Source organism: Paraburkholderia phenoliruptrix (assembly GCF_047325075.1).
Taxonomy (GTDB): Bacteria; Pseudomonadota; Gammaproteobacteria; order Burkholderiales; family Burkholderiaceae; genus Paraburkholderia; species Paraburkholderia phenoliruptrix.
In genome coordinates this window covers 218,066-237,415 of sequence record NZ_CP168531.1, presented here as the reverse complement: position 1 = coordinate 237,415, position 19,350 = coordinate 218,066, and the positions used below count along the sequence as shown (strand labels likewise).

Sequence of the window (19,350 nt, the reverse complement as noted above, 5' to 3'; positions counted from 1 at the left end):
GGAGCTAACTGCAACGTCTGTGCCATTTTCTGCGGCTGGCATGACGCGACCGCCGAACATCAAGCGGGGCAACGGTTTACGGGCAGGCGGCGCGAATCGCAAATGACTTCGGCGAAGCGAGTGTGCGCCGGAACACGTTCGCGCGAAGTCCGCGTGTAACGTAACGCGGCGCATTGGCGGACCGAAGTCCGCGAGGAAGACCGTGGCGCGCGCCCCCAGCTCAGCAGGCGAGCACCTGCTAGATTTTCAGCCGCTGCAGCACCTTCGGACCCAGGACTGCGATCAGCGCGCAGCACACTGCGACCACGGAGAGCCCGATCGACAGGTTCGTCACCTGCGCCACCGCGCCGATCACGACCGGTCCGAACAGCAGCCCGAAATACGCCAGCCCCGCGACATGCGCGAGTCCTTCGGCGGCGTGGATGCCCTTCACGCTAGCGGCGGCCGCGAACAGCACCGGCATCATGTTGGCGAGGCCGAGACCCATCAGCGTGAAGCCCGTCAGGGCTGCGACCGGCGTCGGCAGCAACAGCGCGCCGATCATGCCGACAAGCGCGAGCGTCGCGCTGCCCATCACCAGTTGCGGCGCGCCGAAGCGCGCGCGCACCGCGTCGCCGGCAAAACGCGCGGCTGCCATGCCGCCGGAAAACGCCGCATAGGCGGCGCTGGCGGAAGCCGGCGTCGCGAGGACGACGTCGCGCATATAAACCGTCGCCCAGTCGTACATGGCGCCTTCGGCGATCAGCGCGACGAGCGCCATCGTGCCGAGCGCCCACAACGCGGGCGAGCGCCAGCGGTTCGCGCGCGGTGTCGCCGAATCCGGATGCTCGTCGTGCGGCACATGCGGCAGCACCGACGGGCAGGCCACGATCAGCACTAGCGCGCTGACGGCCGAGGCCAGCGCAAGATGCACAGCCGGCGCCATGCCATGCGCGAGCAGCGCGCCGCCGACTGCCGCGCCGACCATCCCGCCGACGCTGAACATGCCATGCAACGACGACATGATCGGCTTGCGCAGCGCCTTCTCGACGGCGCTGGCTTCGGCGTTCATCGCGACGTCGAGCGTGGCCATGCCCGCACCGAAGAGGGTCAGCACGATCAGCAGCAACCAGTAATACGGCGCCACGAGAATCAGTGCGACGCAGGCCGCCATCACGAGGCCGCCGGTGAGACACGCGCGCCGCGTGCCGACCCGCGCGATCCACGATGCATCGGCCGCCATCGCCCCGATCGAGCCGCCGGCGACCGCGAGGAGCGCGAGCGACAGCAAGGCCGGGCTCAAGTGGAAGCGGTCGCGCACGGTCGGCACATGCACGCCCCACGAGCCGTACACCATCCCGGCGATGAAAAACAGCGCCATCGTCGCCACGCGCGCGCGCTGGCGCGCCGTGTCAGACAGGTTTCGGTGAGCGGCGGGAATGGCGGCGAAGTCGGTCGAGCGATCGGACACGGAAGTCTCGAGTAGAAGAAAGATGCGAAAGAAAGCGCACTGAAAGCGAATTTCCGATTCTAACGAAGCGCGCTGTCTTATGCTTGAAGCCATCGGATTGCTGGTTTTGACGCGTGTATTCGCGGCTTTCAGCGCCTCCGGTGGGGTTCCTGCGGTTCGTGCGGCCCGTGGCGCGCTGGTCGGCAAGTTTCGGCGACGGCGCACACCTCATGCCTGAGCGCCTGGCGCTTTCGCTCCCGATTGCCGCCTCCGCCGACGACCGCACGCAAGCGTTCATTCATCGAGGAAAGCACTTGAACATTCCCGCCCAAGCACCCTTGCACCTGTTGCATACCGCCGCGGTCGGCACGCTCGCCACGCACGCGCGCCAGCCGGAGGGCTTCCCTTATCCATCCGTGCTGCCCTTCGCGCCGGATGAGCAGCATCGGCCGACCATTCTGGTGAGCCGGCTCGCCGAGCACACGCATAATCTGCACGCCGATCCGCGCGCCGGCTTTCTGGTCGTCGATGCCCCGGACGGCGACGTGCTCAACGGTCAGCGCGTCACGTTGCTTGGCCGGTTCGAGCCGGTGGAGCCGGCGCCCGGACTCGTCGCGCGTTATTTGCGCTATCACCCGGACGCGGAACGCTATCTCGTGCTCGGCGACTTCACGTTCTGGACGATGAAACTCGACCGGCTGCGCTACATCGGCGGATTCGGGGCAATGGGATGGCTCGGCGGCGACGAACTCGACCCGCTGCCCGAGCTCGAGCGCGAGGCCGAAGATTCGCTCATCGGCGAGTTTGCGGACGCGCTGGCGAGCGCTTCCGGCTACCAGCTGATCGGCGTCGACCGGTATGGTGTCGATTTGCGCAAAGACAGCCAGCGCAAGCGTTTTGCATTCGAAAGTGCAAAGCCCGACCAGGAAACCTTGCACGCCGCGCTAGAAGATTGCATTCGACGGCAAGGCAATTAGGCGTTTATCGCCTATTCGGGAAAACCTTATCGCCAAAAACGACGCGGGGCGGCACTCGAAATATGTTACGACGTTTCATGTCAAAGCTTTCATGAAATGAAATGTTTGCTGTCACAACGTATCTTAATTTTCATGCGCTGATAATTAATCCCATATTTACCGATTCGCGAGCCGCTTTGTCTGCAAAATGCGGAGGTAGCTAAATGAAAGGTGCCGCGAGACCGCGCGCCGCAGCGAAAGTTTTTGAAACGACAAGGTATTAGTTTTACGCCAATGCATTTGTAGTCTTTCTATTTTGTGTTAATCTCGCGTTCAAATTCCGAGGCATGAACACCTTCAAAGGGCAAGCCGGCTTAAGACTGGCAGTCGTTAATCCAAACCACAAGGGAACCTATGTCTTCCTACAAGGAACTACTCGCGCAGCGAGAGAAGCTGGAAAAGCAGATCGAAGAGGCGAAGTCGCGCGAATACGCGGAAGTGCTGAACGAAATCAAACAGAAAATGGCGGACTACGGCATTTCGCTGAGTGAACTTGGCGGCGGCCGCGGAGCCAAGGGCGCCAAGGCGGCTCGTCCACGCGCCGGCGTCGCGCCTAAATACCGCGACCCGGAAAGCGGCAGCACGTGGTCGGGCCGCGGCAAACCGCCGCGCTGGATTGCAGGCATGGACCGCGATAAGTTTCTGATTCAGAAGTAATCAGGCCAAGGGCTTACTGAGCACTTGCCTCGCGTTAATCAGGCGTAATGCCTGTCGCATTAAAGGTAATACGAATAGGAGCCCGTGGTCGCAACCGCGCCGGGCTCAATGGCTAAGGCCGCGTAGGTCTTTCAGACGCGGCCTTTTCGTTGCGATGCCAAACGCGAGCGACTGCGTGCACCGATGCTTTGCGCAATTCGAATGCGAATGCTTTTCGTTTTCATAACCGCTTGATTTTAAAAGATCTTTACGGGGCAAGGCACTCGCTTTGAACGTCAGGCGGGTAGAATGGCGGAATCGGACGTCCATTTCTTTCCCCCATGCCTTCCGCCGCCATTGAATCCGCTGAAAAACACCGTGTCGCGCGCAAAAGTACGTTTGTCAGTATTGCGCTGAATGCGGTATTGATGGCGCTGCAAATCGCCATCGGCGTGTTCGCGCACTCGCAGGCATTGGTCGCCGATGGCATCCATTCTCTCGCCGACCTGATTTCCGATTTTGTCGTGCTGTTTGCCAACCGGCATAGCGGCGCCAAGCCGGATGCCGATCACAACTACGGCCATAGCCGTTATGAAACGGTCGCCTCGCTGTTCCTCGGCGCGCTGCTGATCGCAGTCGGCGTCGGCATGCTGTGGCGTGCCGGCACGCGTCTCGCCGATCTCGAAAGCATCCCCGCTGTTCACCTGAGCGCGCTCGTCGTGGCCGTGCTCGTCCTTGTCTCGAAAGAGGGGCTTTTCCGCTACATGCTGCGCGAAGCGCAACGCGTGCGCTCCGCCATGCTGATTGCCAATGCGTGGCATGCGCGCTCGGACGCGGCGTCGTCGCTTGTGGTCGCGCTGGGTATTCTCGGCAGCCTCGCCGGCGTGCGGCTGCTCGATCCGATTGCGGCGGCGATCGTCGGTTTCATGGTGGCGCGCATGGGCTGGATGTTCGGATGGGACGCGCTGCAGGATCTTTCCGACAGAGCACTAGACGAAACCGCCACCGCCGACATGCGCGCGCTACTGCTGTCGACACCCGGCGTGCGCGACGTCCACGAAATGCGCACGCGCAAAATGGGCGATTTCGCGCTGGTGGACGCGCACATTCTGGTCGATCCGCTGATTTCGGTGTCGGAGGGGCACTACATTGCGGAGACGGCGCGGCTTCGGGTGCTGAACGACAGCCGGGTACTCGACGCGCTTATCCACGTCGATCCGGAAAACGATGCGGTCGCGCATCCGCCCGTTGGTTTGCCGCCGCGCGAGCGGATCGTCGCGGACATCAACGCTGCGTTGGCGGCGGGCAGCGTGAAGGCCGCGGCGGTGAACATTCATTATCTGAGCACGGGGCTCGACGTCGAAGTCGTGCTGCCGGCGCAGCCGTCGCAGGACGCCGGCCGCGGGGATGCGCAAGGGCTCGAGCGCGTGGATCTCGCCGCGCTCAAGCGCCGGGTCGGCGCGCGTAAGCTCGAAGTGCTGCGCGAGGTGAACACGCCGTCGACGCAAAGCGGTTCGTCCACGCAAGCCGGCGCGGTGGAGGAGCATCGTCAGCACAGTACGGCGCCTCACGGGACCACGTAACAGGCCTCGCGGCACCCGACACAAAGCGCATCTGGCCTTGGCGAACCGCGGCCAGGCCGCCTTTCATAGCCTAACGGCAGTTCACACCCGGCTCACCGGCACACCAACTGACGCCTCAAAGCGGCAACTGCGTATCGAATTTGATCTCGCGCAGCACGACGCTCGTGCGCACTTGCGCGACGGCCGGAATCTTGAAAATGCGTTCGTGCAGAAACGTGTCGTACGCCTTGATGTCGGGCGCGACGATCTTGAGGATGTAGTCGGACTCGCCGGTCGTGCTGTAGCACTCGGTGACTTCCGGGCAGGTGGCGATTTCCCGCTCGAACTGTTCGACGCCGCCTTCGGTGTGACGCGTGAGGTGAATATGCGCGAGCGCGCAGACGTGCAGCCCCAGTTTCTCGCGATCCAGCAGCGCGGTGTAGCGCTGGATCACGCCCGATTGCTCCATGTCCTTGATGCGCCGCCAGCAGGGCGTGCTCGACAGGCCGACCTGATCGGATATTTCTTGCACTGAACGGCGCGCGTCCAGCTGCAAAAGGCGCAGGATTTTTTGAGAGAACGTATCGAGTGTCAACTGCGCCTCCGTTTGCGTCGCCGTATCACCGCATGGTAGAGGGCGCGAAAACGAAACGCAATGCAAAACGGCTCCGGCGAGGGAGATTACCTAATTTGCCGGTTCCTCAGCGGGATTTTGACCTGAGCCGTCCCCTTCTTGGTTTGCAGCGATATCGGCGGCCTGCATCGCGCGCAAATCCTTAAGCATGTTGCAGAAAAGCGCGCCTTGTTCGATGGCGTCATCAAGCGCGACATGCGTGTGCGGATGCTCGTCGAACCAGTGTTTCGGAAAGCGCGGCTTGATGTTCTTGCGATACGGCAGCCCGGTCATCGCGAACGCGAGCGTCTTGATGTCGAGCGCGGACCACGAAAACGGGCAGCGTCCGACAAAGCGCATCATGTACCAGAACATGTAGGTGAAGTCGAAGCCGGCCGGCATCGCCACGAACACCGGCTTGCCCGGCAGCGCCTCCACCCAGTCGACATAAGCCGCGAGCGCCTCAGCGGGATGCTGCAGGTCCGTGCGGCACGCTGCCCACGCCTCCGGCTGGGTCTTCCACCAGGCTTCCTGCACCGGATGCGGCGCGGCGCCTTCGAGCAGTTCCAGGTTCGCGGAGAAGGTGGCGATCAGCTGCTTGTCTTCCGTGTAGGCGGCCGAGGCGAAACTCAGCATCGAATGCGGACCGGGAATCGGCCCATCCGCCTCGACGTCGGTGCTAACGTAGATTTCGCTGCTCATGCGACGACTCCGTCGGCCACGTACGGATTGCTGCGCCGCTCCTCGCCGAACGTCGACGTGGGGCCGTGGCCGGGCACAAACGTGACGTCGTCGCCGAGCGGCCAGAGCTTTTCGCGGATCGAGCGGATCAGGTCGGCATGGTTGCCCCGCGGGAAGTCCGTGCGGCCGATCGAACCGGCGAACAGCACGTCACCCACGAGCGCGAGCCGATGCGCGCGGCTGAAAAACACCACGTGCCCCGGCGTATGCCCTGGGCAGTGATAGACCTCGAGCGTTTCGTCGCCGAATCGCACCGTGTCGCCGTCGTCCAGCCAGCGGTCGGGCTCGAACGCCTCCGCAGCGGGAAAGCCGAAGCGCGTGCTTTGATCCGCCAGTTTGTCGAGCCAGAAGCGTTCGTCGGGATGCGGGCCTTCGATCGGCACGCCGTAATGCGCGGCGAGCGTTTTTGCGCCGGCGCAGTGGTCGATATGACCATGCGTTAGAAAGACTTTCTCGACGCTCACCTTCTGGCGCGCGATCTCGCCTTGAATGATGTCCAGGTCGCCGCCCGGATCGACGACGGCCGCGCGCCCGGTCGCCTCGCAAACGAGCAGCGAGCAGTTCTGCTGGAACGGCGTAACGGGGATCAAGGTGACTTTCATGAGTGACGGCGACGCGGAGAAAACGTTGATTGTACCGGCGTCTCAGCGGTACGCGCCGAGCCTCGTCACCCGCCCGCAAGGGCTGGGCCAGCGGGCTTTTGTCTGTCGATTCTTGCAGCAATGGTGAAGATTCATCAAGGTTTTCAGTCGCTTAGCAACACAGAATTCTGTTTTGGGTATAATGGAGTCCATGCACGAGGGAATCGTGCTGCCACAAGGCGATGCGTCCCCATCAAAAATGGGAGCGCGGATCGCCACTCAAGTAAGGGCTGTCGCGGTTTGACGGCCATCAGGTATCGATGCATTCGATGCACACGTCTTGCCCAGCCAGGCGCCGCGCGCCTGCTACGACTCTGACGGTCGTGACGCTGGGTGGGGCCTACGCCGCCGTTCCTGCGCGCTGAGCTTCGCGCGCAAGAACGTGTTTGCCACGTTCGATGGCGGCATGTGGGGTCTGGTCAGGCTGCCGGGGACAGGTTGCGCCAGACGTGAAAATTAACCGTGCGGTAGCGGCTCAGTGAGCTGCGTCCGGGCTTTGACGTTCTGCGCTCATCTCGCGCGGCGCGTTGCTGTCCTTTGCCGCCGGAGTCGCAGGCAACACGCTCAACTACGCGTGATGCGGCTCGACACTGTGATTGCACGTCTTATGAAAACTCGGTTATCCCGTAGTCTGGGGACTCTTTTTGCCTTTTTTGTGCTGGCCGGCTGCGCGACGCCCCCGGGCGCCGACAACAGCGTCGCAAACGCTGTGCCGCTTCGCACGAAGAATGCGCAAGCCGCCTCCTTCGGACCGCAAGCCTACGGCAGCGCGCCGGCCTCGGACGCCGCCGCCAAAGGCCCGTCGCTGGCCGACGCCAAACCGCTGACGGATGACGGCACCGGCGTGTCCGACTTTCATCAGACCGGCCGCGCCTCCTGGTACGGCCGCGGCTTCCATGGCCGCCGCACCGCGAACGGCGAGCGTTACGACATGCACGCGCTGACCGCGGCGCACCGCACGCTGCCGCTCGGCTCCTACGTGCGCGTGACCAATCCGGCCACCTCGCGCTCGGTGGTGGTCCGGATCAATGACCGCGGCCCGTACGCGCGCGGCCGCGTGATCGATCTGTCGATGGCGGCGGCGACCATGCTCGACATGCGCCACGCCGGCACTGCGCGTGTGAAGATCGAAGGCCTGACGCAGGAAGAGGCCCGCGCTGCGCGTGAGGAAATGCTGGCGTCCAACTCGGGATCGACCGCGCAGAAATGATTTGGCGGCGGCGCGCGCTGCGTCGCCCGGCATCGCGAAACGACCCGCTGTGCGTGTCAGGACGTAAGAAAGGCCGCTCATCCGTATGAGCGGCCTTTTTGTTTGCGCGGCGCTGCCCTGCGACGGATTTTTTGCAGGCGCTCGCCGTCAGTTGTCTTCCTTCTTGAGCGCGAGCGCGCGCGTGTACAACGCATTACGCGACGCACCGGTGATCGCCGCCGCCACTTTCGCCGCGCTGCTCACCGTCAATTCTTCCAGCAGCAGTTCGAGCAGCGCGTCGTGATCGTGTTCGCCGGCTGCTTCCTCGCGCGCGCCTTCCACCACCAGCACGAATTCGCCCCGCTGACGATTTGCGTCGGCGGCGAGCCACGTTGGCCCTTCGGCCAGGGTGCCGCGATGCAAGGCTTCGTGTAACTTCGTCAGCTCTCGCGCGATCAGCAGCTTGCGTTCGCCGCCCAATGCATCGGCCAGCGCCTGCACGGTTTCGACAATGCGGTGCGGCGCTTCATAGAACACCATGGCGTGCGCGTGCCTCGTCAGCGCTTGCAGTGCAGCGGCGCGGGCTTTGGGCTTCGGCGGAAGAAAGCCGAGGAACGAGAACGTGGCGACCCAATCGCCTGCAGCGGAGAGGGCAGTGGCGAGCGCGCTCGCGCCCGGCAGCGGAATGACGGCAAAGCCGGCTTCGCGAGCGGCATCGACGAGTTTTGCGCCCGGGTCGGAAATGCCGGGCGTGCCGGCGTCGGACACATAGGCCACACGTTCGCCCGCTTGCAGATGCTCGACGATGCGTTGCGCGGCGGCTCGCTCGTTGTGCTGATGGACCGCGATCAGCGGCTTCGAAATGCCATAGCGCGCGAGCAACTGACCGGTGTTGCGCGTGTCCTCGGCGGCGATGCGATCCACGAGTCCGAGCACATGCAGCGCGCGCAGTGTGATGTCGGCGACGTTGCCGATCGGCGTGGCCACCACATACAGCGCGGCGGCAGGGTACTGCTGTCCTTGCGCGAGTTCAGGGAGAGGAGTCATGAGGCAGAAAACGCAAACGGACGGAATGAGGCCGTCATTGTGCCACGCAGGGCGAGCCGCGCCGGGCGGCGCGCGTCCTGAGAGTACGCCTCGCGCGAAGCCGGCGCCGAGGCAAGCGCCGCGCGCTGCGATGCCCGACAACTTTTCTGGGCAGGCAGGGTCCAAACTCGTCGGTGCGGCTTTCGAGACGCGAGCGCAGGAGTTTTTGCAGCGTCAGCGTTTGCGCCTCGTCGCGCGCAATGTGTCGTGCCGCGGCGGCGAAATCGATCTCGTCATGCGCGATCGGGACGGTGCGCTGGTATTCGTCGAAGTGCGGGCGCGCGCGCAACGCAAGTATGGCGGTGCGGCGGCGAGCATCGGGTGGCAGAAGCGGCAGCGTATCGTGCGCGCCGCGCAGCATTACCTCGCCACGCAGGCTTCGCGTGCAGGCGCGCAGCCCGCTTGCCGCTTCGACGTGATTGCTTTCGAAGCGGGGCGGCTCGTCTGGCTGCGCGATGCGTTCCGTGCTGACGAAGTGTGACGCAAGGCGCGGGGAACGCGTGTTAGTGCGATAAACTTGCGCTCGCACGCGAGCTAGGGGGCGAGGACTCTGGCGGGCGCGAAACGCAACGGGCGGCACGACAGCGCAGTGCGAGGCGTTCTCGTCCATGCATCCAGAAGCCCGCGTGTCCCCGCTTCCGCTTTTAACGCGTCGCGCGCCGGCTTCGCTGCAGCAGCGCGGGGCGCTGCACGATTTCATCAATACGACTTCACAACACGGCTGCGCAGTGCGGCCCACTCGCGGTAGAAGATAGAGACTCGATGTCAGTCGAACGCATTCAACAACACTTCCGCGATAGCGCGGCAGTCAAACTCGAAGCCCTGGAATCCTTGTCGATGCCGATTGCCGCAGCAATCGACACGATGTTCGCCGCGCTTGCCAACGGCAACCGCATTCTTGCCTGCGGCAACGGCGGCTCGGCTGCGGATGCGCAGCATTTCGCCGCGGAGCTGATCGGCCGCTTCGAGCGCGAGCGGCCGGGCTTGCCCGCCGTTGCGCTCAGCACCGACACGTCCGTGCTCACCGCGATCGCCAACGACTACTCGTTCGAGCAGATCTACTCGAAGCAGGTGTGGGCGCTCGGACAGCCCGGCGACGTGCTGCTCGCGATCAGCACGTCGGGCAATTCGGCGAACGTGCTCGCGGCGATCGAGGCTGCGCACGAGCGCGAAATGATCGTCGTCGCGCTGAGCGGCAAGGGCGGCGGACGCATGCAGGAAGTATTGAGCGACACCGACATCCACGTGTGCGTGCCGTCGGATCGCACCGCGCGTATCCAGGAAGTGCATTTGCTGACCATCCATTGTCTATGCGACGGCATCGATGCCATGTTGCTGGGCGAAGACTGACACCGATCCGAAGGAGAGCTAGTTGATGAGCGCATTCCGCGTCAAGAAGACACTGGTGAGAACCGTGCTGGTGGTGGGGTTCGCGGCGGGCTTGTCCGCGACGTTGCAGGGCTGCTTTCTCGCGGTCGCGGGCGCGGCGGGCGGCGGCGCGCTGATGGCGACCGACCGGCGCACGCTCGGCGCCCAGACCGAGGACCGCGAGATTCAGGTGAAGGCGCTTGCGCAGATCAGCCAGAACCTGCCGGACTCGGCGCACGTCAACGTGACGGTGTTCAATCGCCGCGTGCTGCTGACGGGCGAAGTGGCGGGCGACGCGTCGAAGCAGCGCGCCGAGAGCATCGTACGTGGCCTGAATAACGTGAACACGATCGTCAACGAACTCGCGATCATGCCGGCGAGCTCGTTCTCGTCGCGCACGAACGACACGTATCTGGAAACGCGCGTTAAGACGGCGCTGATCGCCGAGAAGGATATTTCGGCGAACGACTTCAAGGTCGTCGCCGAGCGCGGTTCGGTGTATCTGATGGGCCTCGTCACGATGGACGAGGGCAATCGCGGCGCGGACGTCGCGAGCCGCGTGCCGGGCGTCACGCAGGTCGTGAAGGTGTTCCAGTACATCCAGCCGCAGGAAGCCGCGGCGGCCGCTGCCGCTGCGGCAACTGCGCCGGTCGCCGCGTCGCAGCCGGATGCCGGCGCGGCGACGGTGGGCACCATTCCGGATTCGTCGGTGAGCGCGCGGCCGCTCGAGCAGCAAGCGCCGGCACCGGTCACGAATTCGAACGCGGTGCATCCGGGCAACCCGAAGGCCGCGCAATGAAGCGTGCGGTTGCGGGTGTTCTTATTGTGCTGACGCTGGGCGCGGCGGCGGGCTTGTCCGGCCCCGCAGCATTTGCCGCCGATGCGCCGCGCGGCCAGCGCATTGCCAATGCCAATGCGTGCATGGGCTGCCATGCGGTGGATCGCAAGCTGGTCGGTCCGTCGTTCCAGCAGATCGCCGCCCGCTACAAGGGCGACGCCCAGGCGCCCGCCAGATTGGCGCGCAAGGTGAAGGAGGGCGGCTCGGGCGTGTGGGGCATGATTCCCATGCCGGCTCATCAATCGATGAGCGATGCCGACATTCGCGCCGTGGTGGATTGGGTGCTCGCTGGCGCGCCGTCGAAGTGACGTTTTGTGCGGTTTTGCCGCGCCTGGCGGCTTGGCAAAACGCAAAATGCTTGTGCTAGAATTGTTTGACGTTGGGGGGGTAGCTCAGCTGGGAGAGCGTCGCGTTCGCAATGCGAAGGTCGGGAGTTCGATCCTCCTCCTCTCCACCAAACGAATTTCTGCTACGAAAGGCGTGAGACGGGCAGCATATTTTTTGCGCCCAGCCTAACGAATGCTCTCTCTCACCAAGTGCGAGATCACGCGCCAACAAAAAAGCCGACTTTTGAGTCGGCTTTTTTGTTTCTGGCGCGCCCAGCATGGTGTGCCCTTAAGGGGCGTAGGTTGCACAATAAGCCCGGCGCAGTGAATGATCGATGGACCTCATCGCCAGAACAAGTGGCGACGTTTATTGCCAACGTGACGGGCGAATCACATCCGCTTCGTCTGGCCTGCACCGCAGTTGGCGACGCAGTGCCGCGCTGAGGCGCACTACCAGCTGTTTTAATTTCTCGCGCATGGCGGCCACTCAGCTCTCAGGTCGCTCGATCCACGTCTCTCCAACGCGGGTTTCGGGCATGCGCGTCACCGCGCGAGCCGCGCAACGAAGGCCGTCATCTTTTAACGGGGGCTCTGAATCTAGTCAATTGGCATAATTGGCGGGTATTTAGTGCAAACTGATTCCGTGGGCGTCCGGGGAAAAACGATCTTCCAAATTTGTTAAATGCAGAAAACGAAGCGATTGTGAGGTGCACCGTTAAATTTCGTATGGAATACGTTGCACAATAGCGATTTTGCTAAAATCAGACGAATTGCGTTTTCCGGCCGGTTAACTAACCCGGTGACGCGGACAGTCAAACAAAGGCTCGACCGCCGTTAAGGCGAGTCAGCAAAAACTTCAAGAGATCAACCGTGAATTCTGCTGATCTGCTGCGGGCATTCGCTTCCGGGGTCCTGGACCAGAACAATCGTCCCATTCGCCTGCAGTGGGGGCATGCGCAGAAGGCGCTCGAGCAAGTGCTGATAATCCAGCGCATCGACATTAAGGAAGGCTTGTGCGCTGGTATCGAAGGGCACCTGACATGTGTGTCAACACGCGCCGACCTGCCGCTTAAGGCTTTCATCGGATTACCGGTGTCCGTTCAGCTCGTAACCGATCGCAAAGCGATACATCAGATTTGCGGACTGATAACAGACGCACGCGCAGGCCAATCCGATGGTTCGCTGGCAACCTATCAGCTCACTATTCGAGACGCACTTTCCGTTCTGGAGCGGCGGGTCAATACCCGTATATTCCGCACAAAGAACGTGCCCGATGTCATTGAGATACTGCTTCGGGAATGGCAAAAGAAAAGCCCTGCACTGGCGAGCGCATTTGATTTCGACCTGTCAGGCATAAATCGTAGCCAGTATCCAGTACGCGAACTGATTTTCCAGTTTCACGAGTCTGATGCTGACTTTATCCGACGCCTCTGCCGTCGTGACGGAATAGCCTGGTTTACTGCGGCGGGCAAACGTGGGCAGGCACCGTCCGAGGGCGGTAGTGCCGACACGCCGGTGCACACGTTGGTGCTGTTCGACGATTCCATGAAGTTGGCTGAATCGGCCGCAGGCACGATTCGCTACCACCGCGATGCCGCGACTGAGGAGCGAGATTCGGTCACTTTGTGGTCTGCCTCGCAGCAACTGGTGCCAGGCAGCGTGAAGCGTGCGAGCTGGGACTATAAGGCCGGCACCATGGCTCAGGCCTCCGAGTCAAACCTCGTTGATCAGGGCCCGGCCGGTAACGATCTGTCGCAGCTTCTGTCGGATAGCGTAATCGACGTGCCGCACGCGGGCGACTCGTGGAGCGACTACGATCGACTCGGCAAGGCGCGGATGCTCTCTCACGAACTGCGGGCTGTAAGCGTAGAGGCAGCAAGTGGCGTGCGGGATCTGGCGGTTGGCCGCTGGTTTGAGCTGACTGGTCATCCAGAAGTTGATACGCGAGCGGAAAGTGAGAGACAGTTCGTCGTCACCGCCCTGCATCATCGCGCTGAGAACAACCTTCCGAAGGATCTGAATGAGCGGGCGCTGGCGCTGTTCGAAGCCAACCGCTGGCATTTTGATTCGCTGCCGACTGGCTTCAGTTCGGCAGAGAGACGCTCCTCCGACGAGGTCGGAACGCGCTATCACAACACGTTCACTTGCGTGCGACGCGGCACAGCGCTTACACCATCCTACGATCCGCGCATTGATCTTCCGCGCGTCTACCCAATCACCGCAATGGTTGTTGGCCCCGAGGGTGAAGAAGTGTATTGCGACGAATTGGGACGGATCAAGGTGCAGATTCAGGGCCTCGATCCGGACGATCATGCACATGCCCAGGGTGTTGGGGTCAGCGGTACCGATCGGGACAGCGCCTTTGTGCGTGTCAGTACGAGTCTGGCTGGTCAAAGTTTTGGCCATACTTCATTGCCGCGGGTCGGGATGGAAGTTTCACTGGACTTCCTGAACGGTGACCCCGACAAGATGTTCGTGACCGGAGTGCTGCATAACGGGCCCAACAAGCCGGCGGCGTTCAGTCACACCGGCTCGTTGCCCGGCAACCGGTATGTGTCGGGGATCAAGACGAAGGAAATAAAGGCAGCACGCTACAACCAGCTCAGATTCGACGATACACCCGGACAGATCAGCGGCCAGCTGGCGAGCGAGCATGCTTACAGTCAATTGAACCTGGGGTATCTGACGCAGCCGCGTGATAACGGGCAAGGACAGGACCGTGGCGAGGGCGCGGAACTGCGCACGGATGCGGCTGCAGCATTACGTGCCGCGCGGGGCATTCTACTGACCACTTATGCCCGCACGCAGGCAAGCGGAAACCAGTTGGATCGTGATGAACTGGTGCAGCTCCTTGGGCAGTGCACGGAACTGTTCAAGTCGCTGGGTGACTATGCCGGGCAGCACGGCGGGCAGGCCGCCGATACAGCGGGACAGAACGCGGTGGCGTCTGCGTTCAGGGAGTGGACGCCGGGTAGTGCATCCGGTGCCGGTGCGTCGTCAGCGGGCTCGCAGGCACTGATGGCATTCGGAGCGCAGGCCGGGTCGGTCAACGTAACGCCGAAAACGCATGTGAGCTATGCGGGTGAAAACATCGATAACGTTGCGCAGCAGCATCTTCAACTGGTGAGCGGGCAGCGGTGGGTTGGCCATGCGGGACAGGGCATGCAGTTGTTTGCAATGGCTAACGGCATTAGCGCTATTGCGAATCAGGGCAATGTTCAGCTTCAGGCTCAAGCGGGCGACGTAGTCATCCAGGCGCAGAAGGATTTGCATGTGGCTGCCACCGGGGACGTCTATATCCGCGGAGAAAAGATTCACCTGGTCGCATCGGACGGCAGCTACTACACGATCGGCGGCGGACACGAAATGGGTTCTGATGGCCGCCTTAACGTGAAGACGGCAGGGCATTCCTTTAACGGCCCTGCGACGCAGCAATCGACGCCGCTGAACTTTGGCAAGGACGGCACAAAGCAGCGTTACCAATTGCATTACCCCGGCCACACCGACGATTCGCCAATGCTCGCCGCGAATCAGGCCTACAAGATCACGATGAGTGACGGGCGTGTCATTCAGGGCACCTCAGACGCGCAAGGTTTGACGGACCTTTTGCAGGACGACGTCATGCGAATCGCCAGGATCGATGTTTTGAAACCTCAACTGTGAGTCTCTGACAGGATGTACCGGTATGACGGACACCAAACAACACGTCACGGCCAGCGCTACTGCGGTCACTGACCCGAACTTCAACAATCAGCCGCGACTCGTCGAAGTACCGCCGGATCGTCCGGGGATCGTAATCTTTCTGCACGGCGTGAACGATCCGGGGGCGACCTATCAGAACGTCGAGCGCGGTATATGTGAAGGACTGAACTGGCGACTGAACCGAACGGATCTCGCAGCGGGGGAGTACGGCGCGGCATGGCGTGAGGCCAAACAGAAACAGGCGGAAGCCAGCCAGAACCAGACGAAACTCACGGACGCAGATAAAGCCGTTGTTTACGACCCGGACACGCATCTTTACAGACGGACGGATACTGAAAAGACCAACAGCGTCTTTATTCCTTTTTATTGGGGATATAGGGCCGCGAACGGTGAAATTGCCAAGGATCGCAAGGGAAATCCTATCAAGCTGCGCAGCCAGCATCAGGATGCCAAAGGTAATCGGCTGGATGCACACTTCGCCAAGGAGGGCGGCTACTTCGACAACGCGACCAACAACATCCCCGATATGTACGGCAAGGGATTCGAGCTGGGCGCGAAAGAACACGCGGCGAGACACCTTGCGGATCGATACACGTATATCGGGGAAAGCCCAATGAGGCTGTACTTCGTACTGGCTGCGCATCGACTTGCCATGCTCATCCGGCAAATTCGCGAGGCGAGTACGGACCAGGGGACCGGTGACGAAACGATAACGGTGATCGGCCATAGCCAGGGCACCATCATCACGCTGCTTGCTCAGGCCATCCTGGCCAAGGAGAACGCGCGTCTCGCGGACAATATCATCATGGTAGACAGTCCGTATGCGGTTTGGGAGAACGACGACGAGAAGCAGACGTCGCAAGCGAAACTGAAGACGTTCGCGAACATCGTCGAGGCGGTGACCGGCTCCCGGCATCAGCAGCCCGCCTTGACCGAACTCGCATGTACTGACCAGAACCCGAAACATAGGGGACGCACAGGTCCCAAATGGTCGCCGACGCAAGGTGTACGCCCGCTGGGGACGGGCGGCGCGAGTGCCCAATTCAATGAACGGGATAACCGCGGCAAGGTGTATTTGTATTTCTGCACGGACGATACGGTGGTTGGTCTCGACAACATCCGTGGGATCGGAACTTATGGCATGCCTAACAGTGTGACTGCCGTGGCGCTGGGGTCGACCGCCAGCGCGTGGGCAAAGTTTGTACAGTTGGCTGCGATGGATGCCTTCAAGAAGGCTCCTGGTCGTTTCGCGTTTTATCAACGGCTGTGGACGAAATTGAAGCGCGACGGAAAGCCGGTTCTGGTGGGTCTGGCGCCACAGACGGTAACGGCACGCACGCCGAACGAGCCGCGTTTCCCGGGGGGCTCGAGTACGTCGGCGGCCGCGGTGACACAGCACCCCTACCGCACAGCCTGGTCGAGCGCTCCTGTGGACGGAAGTCTTGATCGCTGGATCAATGGTGAGCAGATCGATCCACCCTATGCGCCCAGTCTGTTCGGTGGCGAGACGCGTGACAAACGGGGTAACCCGTCGGGCCAACTTCCCGTGGATGCAGTCGGTGTAAATGTAGCGCTGGGGAATCCGGATGCGGAATACGACTGGAAGTTGATCAAGGGCATTCCGTCTTCTGTCGTCGCGCAGGCTGCTCAACAGAAGACTCAGGCGACTTCTGCTGCAGTGGTGAAGCAGTGGTACAACAGCCAGCAGCAGGACGAAAACGACCAGACGAGCGATGTGTCGTCGCTTGACGGCGTCAATTTCATGCGCCGCGAAACGCCAAACGAAGTGCGGGCGCGTCTTACGGGTAAGGACGCGACCGACAACAATTACCACTCCGGCATCCTGAACGACGCGGCGAACGTGCGCGCGATTGCCGCAATGGACGTGGCAATCGGTCAGGCGAAGACTCTGGATGATCCGGATTGGCGCGCGACGTTGATCGCGTTTGCGGATTGGCGGACGAATTGGGAAAAGGTTTCGCCCAATGTCAGTGCTTGCTTTGAGAAATTCAGCGATGACGCCAAGGGGCTTGCGCACGCAACCCAGCAGTACTACTACGCGGGTAAATTTCCCGAAGAAAAGTATGTTCCGCGGACGTGGCCGCCTCTCATCAAAAGTCAGACGCACGAGGAGCGCGCAAGCGGAAAGAACGACCCAGGAGTCGTGGCATGAAAGCCGTGATGCATTCGCAGTCGCGCACTTATCTCGCGTTGTTTGTCGCCTGGTCGACGGGCTGGACGGGATACAACATGATCAGGTATTACGATGCCTGGTCGAAAACGCAAATCGAGGCAACAGGGATGGCGAGAAATGTCATGTGGGGAATAGTGGCCGGAGCGGTTTTTTTGGCGATTTTGTTCTTTGGCGCGTGGCGGCTTCGTGCGGGATCTCCGGCGGCGACAAACGGTACCGTAGCCGGAGCGTCCATAGGTTCTGCGGCTGACCCCGCGAGTGCACTCTCATCCGCTATCGCCGCAGAGCCACGCCCGGATCGTCTCGAGTTACGTGGCGTTGGCGTGCGCGTGGATGTGTGGGCGCAGACCGATCTATGGCAATTCCTGAAAGAGCAGAAAGACGCGTATCGGAGCGTGCTTTCGAATAACCCTAAGGACTACCCGAGCGACCGTGCTCTTGTTCAGGATAAAACCTCGGGAGCACTTGGGTCCTCCTTCAAGTACAGCGCAGGCGAGGGCGTTGAGCGCTGGCCGATCCCGGTGATCATTTTCGGCCCACCCAGGAGCGAAGGGCGAAAAACGAACATAGGCAGTTTCATTACGACGAATCGCCAGGAGGCAAGCCTATCGCAGCACATGTTCCTGTCTGCTCAGACGGTCAGCGTCGACAACCCGCAGGCCCAGATCGACTACTTGTTCGATTTCTTCGACCGGAATCCGACCGTTCCCCAGGTGCTGATTTACGGCATGGACGGCCTGGCTGTTCGTAGCTGGTTCACCCAGAACGACGTGCCTTCGGGGCAGCGCGTTCCCTCGCAATTCGATGCGATGGTAGGACTGCTGGTTTCCCGGTCGGACCGGGTGAACCATTACATGCGTCCCTATGTCAATGACGATCCTGAAGACGCAGGTGCCGATGACAGACAGTACGACACCATCAAGCTGGCAAATTTTTTCTGGAATGTCAGCTCCGAGCCCCAGGATGGGTTCGACGTCTCACCTCCGTCGGTCGCGCACTGGCAGTCCAAGTTGCCGCTGTTGTGGCCATCGCTGAGCAACAAGGGACCCGGCTCGTTCAAGCCCGACGACTGGTTTCCCGCGCGTTGGGCACGCTGGCAACTGAAGGAGTTCGATGATGCACCCCTGCTCGGGTACCTGCATCGCCCCGTCGCAGTGAGTCTAAAAGACGCTGACGGTCATCCTCTTCGCGGCGGGGCTCAGGCCGATGCATTGCGCGCAGGTTGGCAGAAGGTGCAGACCCAACTCCCCAAGGGCGACAAGGTCGCACGGCTCTTCTTCGACAGCGTCGCGTCGCCGGCAGTGCTCCCGTTGTTGCACACGCTGGACGCAGATGACCGTCTTGATCCAACCAGTCTCGCGGAGGGCTTCGACCTCGGTCATCGTTTTGGCAACCTCGGCATCATGGGGCCAATGGTCGGGCTCGGGCTGTCGGCGATGGCAAGTTACGATGCGGGGCATGGTAGTCTTACCGCCAACCTGACGCCAGATGGTGACCTGCATTTCATGCTCGTTACACCGCCGGATGCCGCGGAAAAAACCGCCAATACACAGGTCCGTCATCTGCCGGCTGATCCTTTCATTCATCTGGTGCCAGGAGGCTAATCAGTGCCACTCGGCAAATCCTGGGCATTCTATGACTCAGATGTTCTCGTGATGTCTGGTGCCCCGCATCGCGACGACCGGCGTCCCGGTGCCGTTCCGAAGGAAGGGTGAAATCATGAACCGCCCGTTTATTTGTCTGGGAGACAAGCATAGCCACGGAGGCAGGGTCGTCACTGGGGCGCCCCAATCCGACATCAACGGTAAAGCGGTGGCTCGTGTTGGTGATCGGGCCGTATGCAAGATTCACGGTTCTGTCGTCATTGTCTCGGGAGACGCCAATGTCACCTTTGACGGAATGGCCGCGGCGCGCGAAGGCGACAAGCTCAGCTGTGGCGCGGTGTTGATCGCGCAACAGCAAGCCACGGGAAGCGAGTAATGCGCTGGCGGTGACGGCAGACGCGCGCC

At 61.8% G+C, this 19,350-nt stretch carries 17 protein-coding genes and 1 tRNA gene; 13 read left to right on the top strand and 5 right to left on the bottom strand.

The window, feature by feature from the left end:
• Window positions 1-238: 238 nt before the first annotated feature.
• Entirely contained in the window at window positions 239-1,450 is a 1,212-nt protein-coding gene (locus ACEN8U_RS12990; RefSeq protein WP_413658377.1) for an MFS transporter, read from the bottom strand.
• Window positions 1,451-1,743: 293 nt separating this feature from the next.
• On the opposite strand from ACEN8U_RS12990, the gene ACEN8U_RS12985 reads away from it, so the two are divergent.
• From ACEN8U_RS12985 to ACEN8U_RS12975, 3 genes are all read left to right on the top strand, one after another.
• Complete coding sequence (locus ACEN8U_RS12985) at window positions 1,744-2,406, top strand: HugZ family protein (RefSeq protein ID WP_309583875.1); 663 nt, start codon at window positions 1,744-1,746, stop codon at window positions 2,404-2,406.
• Between the two features lie 393 nt (window positions 2,407-2,799).
• Window positions 2,800-3,102, top strand: a complete 303-nt coding sequence (locus ACEN8U_RS12980; protein WP_013586875.1) for an H-NS family nucleoid-associated regulatory protein — start codon at window positions 2,800-2,802, stop codon at window positions 3,100-3,102.
• Between the two features lie 320 nt (window positions 3,103-3,422).
• Complete coding sequence (locus ACEN8U_RS12975) at window positions 3,423-4,664, top strand: cation diffusion facilitator family transporter (RefSeq protein WP_310104746.1); 1,242 nt, start codon at window positions 3,423-3,425, stop codon at window positions 4,662-4,664.
• Window positions 4,665-4,779: 115 nt separating this feature from the next.
• Here the strand turns inward: ACEN8U_RS12975 and ACEN8U_RS12970 are convergent, their stop codons facing one another.
• The 3 genes from ACEN8U_RS12970 to ACEN8U_RS12960 form a co-directional block, all read right to left on the bottom strand.
• On the bottom strand, window positions 4,780-5,238 hold the full coding sequence (locus ACEN8U_RS12970) for an Lrp/AsnC family transcriptional regulator (protein WP_006050474.1): 459 nt from the start codon (window positions 5,236-5,238) through the stop codon (window positions 4,780-4,782).
• A gap of 90 nt (window positions 5,239-5,328) precedes the next feature.
• Window positions 5,329-5,958 (bottom strand): exonuclease, encoded by a 630-nt coding sequence (locus ACEN8U_RS12965; RefSeq protein WP_013586877.1) that lies wholly within the window; start codon window positions 5,956-5,958, stop codon window positions 5,329-5,331.
• On the bottom strand, window positions 5,955-6,599 hold the full coding sequence (locus tag ACEN8U_RS12960) for an MBL fold metallo-hydrolase (RefSeq protein WP_015001425.1): 645 nt from the start codon (window positions 6,597-6,599) through the stop codon (window positions 5,955-5,957). The genes ACEN8U_RS12965 and ACEN8U_RS12960 overlap by 4 nt, the downstream gene beginning before the upstream one ends.
• 646 nt (window positions 6,600-7,245) lie before the next feature.
• Here ACEN8U_RS12960 and ACEN8U_RS12955 point away from each other — a divergent pair.
• Window positions 7,246-7,848, top strand: coding sequence for a septal ring lytic transglycosylase RlpA family protein (locus ACEN8U_RS12955; protein ID WP_374716994.1), 603 nt, complete (start codon window positions 7,246-7,248; stop codon window positions 7,846-7,848).
• Window positions 7,849-7,995: 147 nt separating this feature from the next.
• On the opposite strand, the gene rsmI is transcribed toward ACEN8U_RS12955, so the two are convergent.
• A complete protein-coding gene (gene rsmI / locus ACEN8U_RS12950; protein ID WP_015001427.1) occupies window positions 7,996-8,874 on the bottom strand; it encodes a 16S rRNA (cytidine(1402)-2'-O)-methyltransferase in 879 nt (292 codons plus the stop codon).
• Window positions 8,875-8,911: 37 nt separating this feature from the next.
• Here rsmI and ACEN8U_RS12945 point away from each other — a divergent pair, with 37 nt between their 5' ends.
• From ACEN8U_RS12945 to ACEN8U_RS12905, 9 genes are all read left to right on the top strand, one after another.
• On the top strand, window positions 8,912-9,394 hold the full coding sequence (locus ACEN8U_RS12945; RefSeq protein ID WP_015001428.1) for a YraN family protein: 483 nt from the start codon (window positions 8,912-8,914) through the stop codon (window positions 9,392-9,394).
• A gap of 281 nt (window positions 9,395-9,675) precedes the next feature.
• The gene (locus ACEN8U_RS12940) at window positions 9,676-10,263 is read left to right on the top strand and encodes a phosphoheptose isomerase (protein ID WP_015001429.1); all 588 of its coding nucleotides are present in this window, start codon (window positions 9,676-9,678) and stop codon (window positions 10,261-10,263) included.
• A 25-nt stretch (window positions 10,264-10,288) separates the two neighbouring features.
• On the top strand, window positions 10,289-11,080 hold the full coding sequence (locus tag ACEN8U_RS12935; RefSeq protein ID WP_013586883.1) for a BON domain-containing protein: 792 nt from the start codon (window positions 10,289-10,291) through the stop codon (window positions 11,078-11,080).
• Window positions 11,077-11,427 carry a c-type cytochrome gene (locus ACEN8U_RS12930; protein ID WP_051156719.1) on the top strand — a complete coding sequence of 117 codons (351 nt, stop codon included), beginning with the start codon at window positions 11,077-11,079 and terminating at the stop codon, window positions 11,425-11,427. Before ACEN8U_RS12935 ends, ACEN8U_RS12930 begins: the two co-directional genes overlap by 4 nt.
• A 73-nt stretch (window positions 11,428-11,500) precedes the next feature.
• Window positions 11,501-11,576: transfer RNA gene (locus tag ACEN8U_RS12925), tRNA-Ala, on the top strand.
• 739 nt (window positions 11,577-12,315) lie between these two features.
• Entirely contained in the window at window positions 12,316-15,108 is a 2,793-nt protein-coding gene (locus ACEN8U_RS12920) for a type VI secretion system Vgr family protein (RefSeq protein WP_310104756.1), read from the top strand.
• A 22-nt stretch (window positions 15,109-15,130) separates the two neighbouring features.
• Window positions 15,131-17,320: a DUF3274 domain-containing protein gene (locus ACEN8U_RS12915; RefSeq protein ID WP_310104759.1), complete on the top strand. Its 2,190-nt coding sequence runs from the start codon at window positions 15,131-15,133 to the stop codon at window positions 17,318-17,320.
• On the top strand, window positions 17,317-18,945 hold the full coding sequence (locus ACEN8U_RS12910) for a DUF2875 family protein (RefSeq protein WP_310104762.1): 1,629 nt from the start codon (window positions 17,317-17,319) through the stop codon (window positions 18,943-18,945). Before ACEN8U_RS12915 ends, ACEN8U_RS12910 begins: the two co-directional genes overlap by 4 nt.
• 115 nt (window positions 18,946-19,060) lie before the next feature.
• Window positions 19,061-19,321 (top strand): PAAR domain-containing protein, encoded by a 261-nt coding sequence (locus ACEN8U_RS12905; protein ID WP_309583867.1) that lies wholly within the window; start codon window positions 19,061-19,063, stop codon window positions 19,319-19,321.
• Window positions 19,322-19,350: the final 29 nt, after the last annotated feature.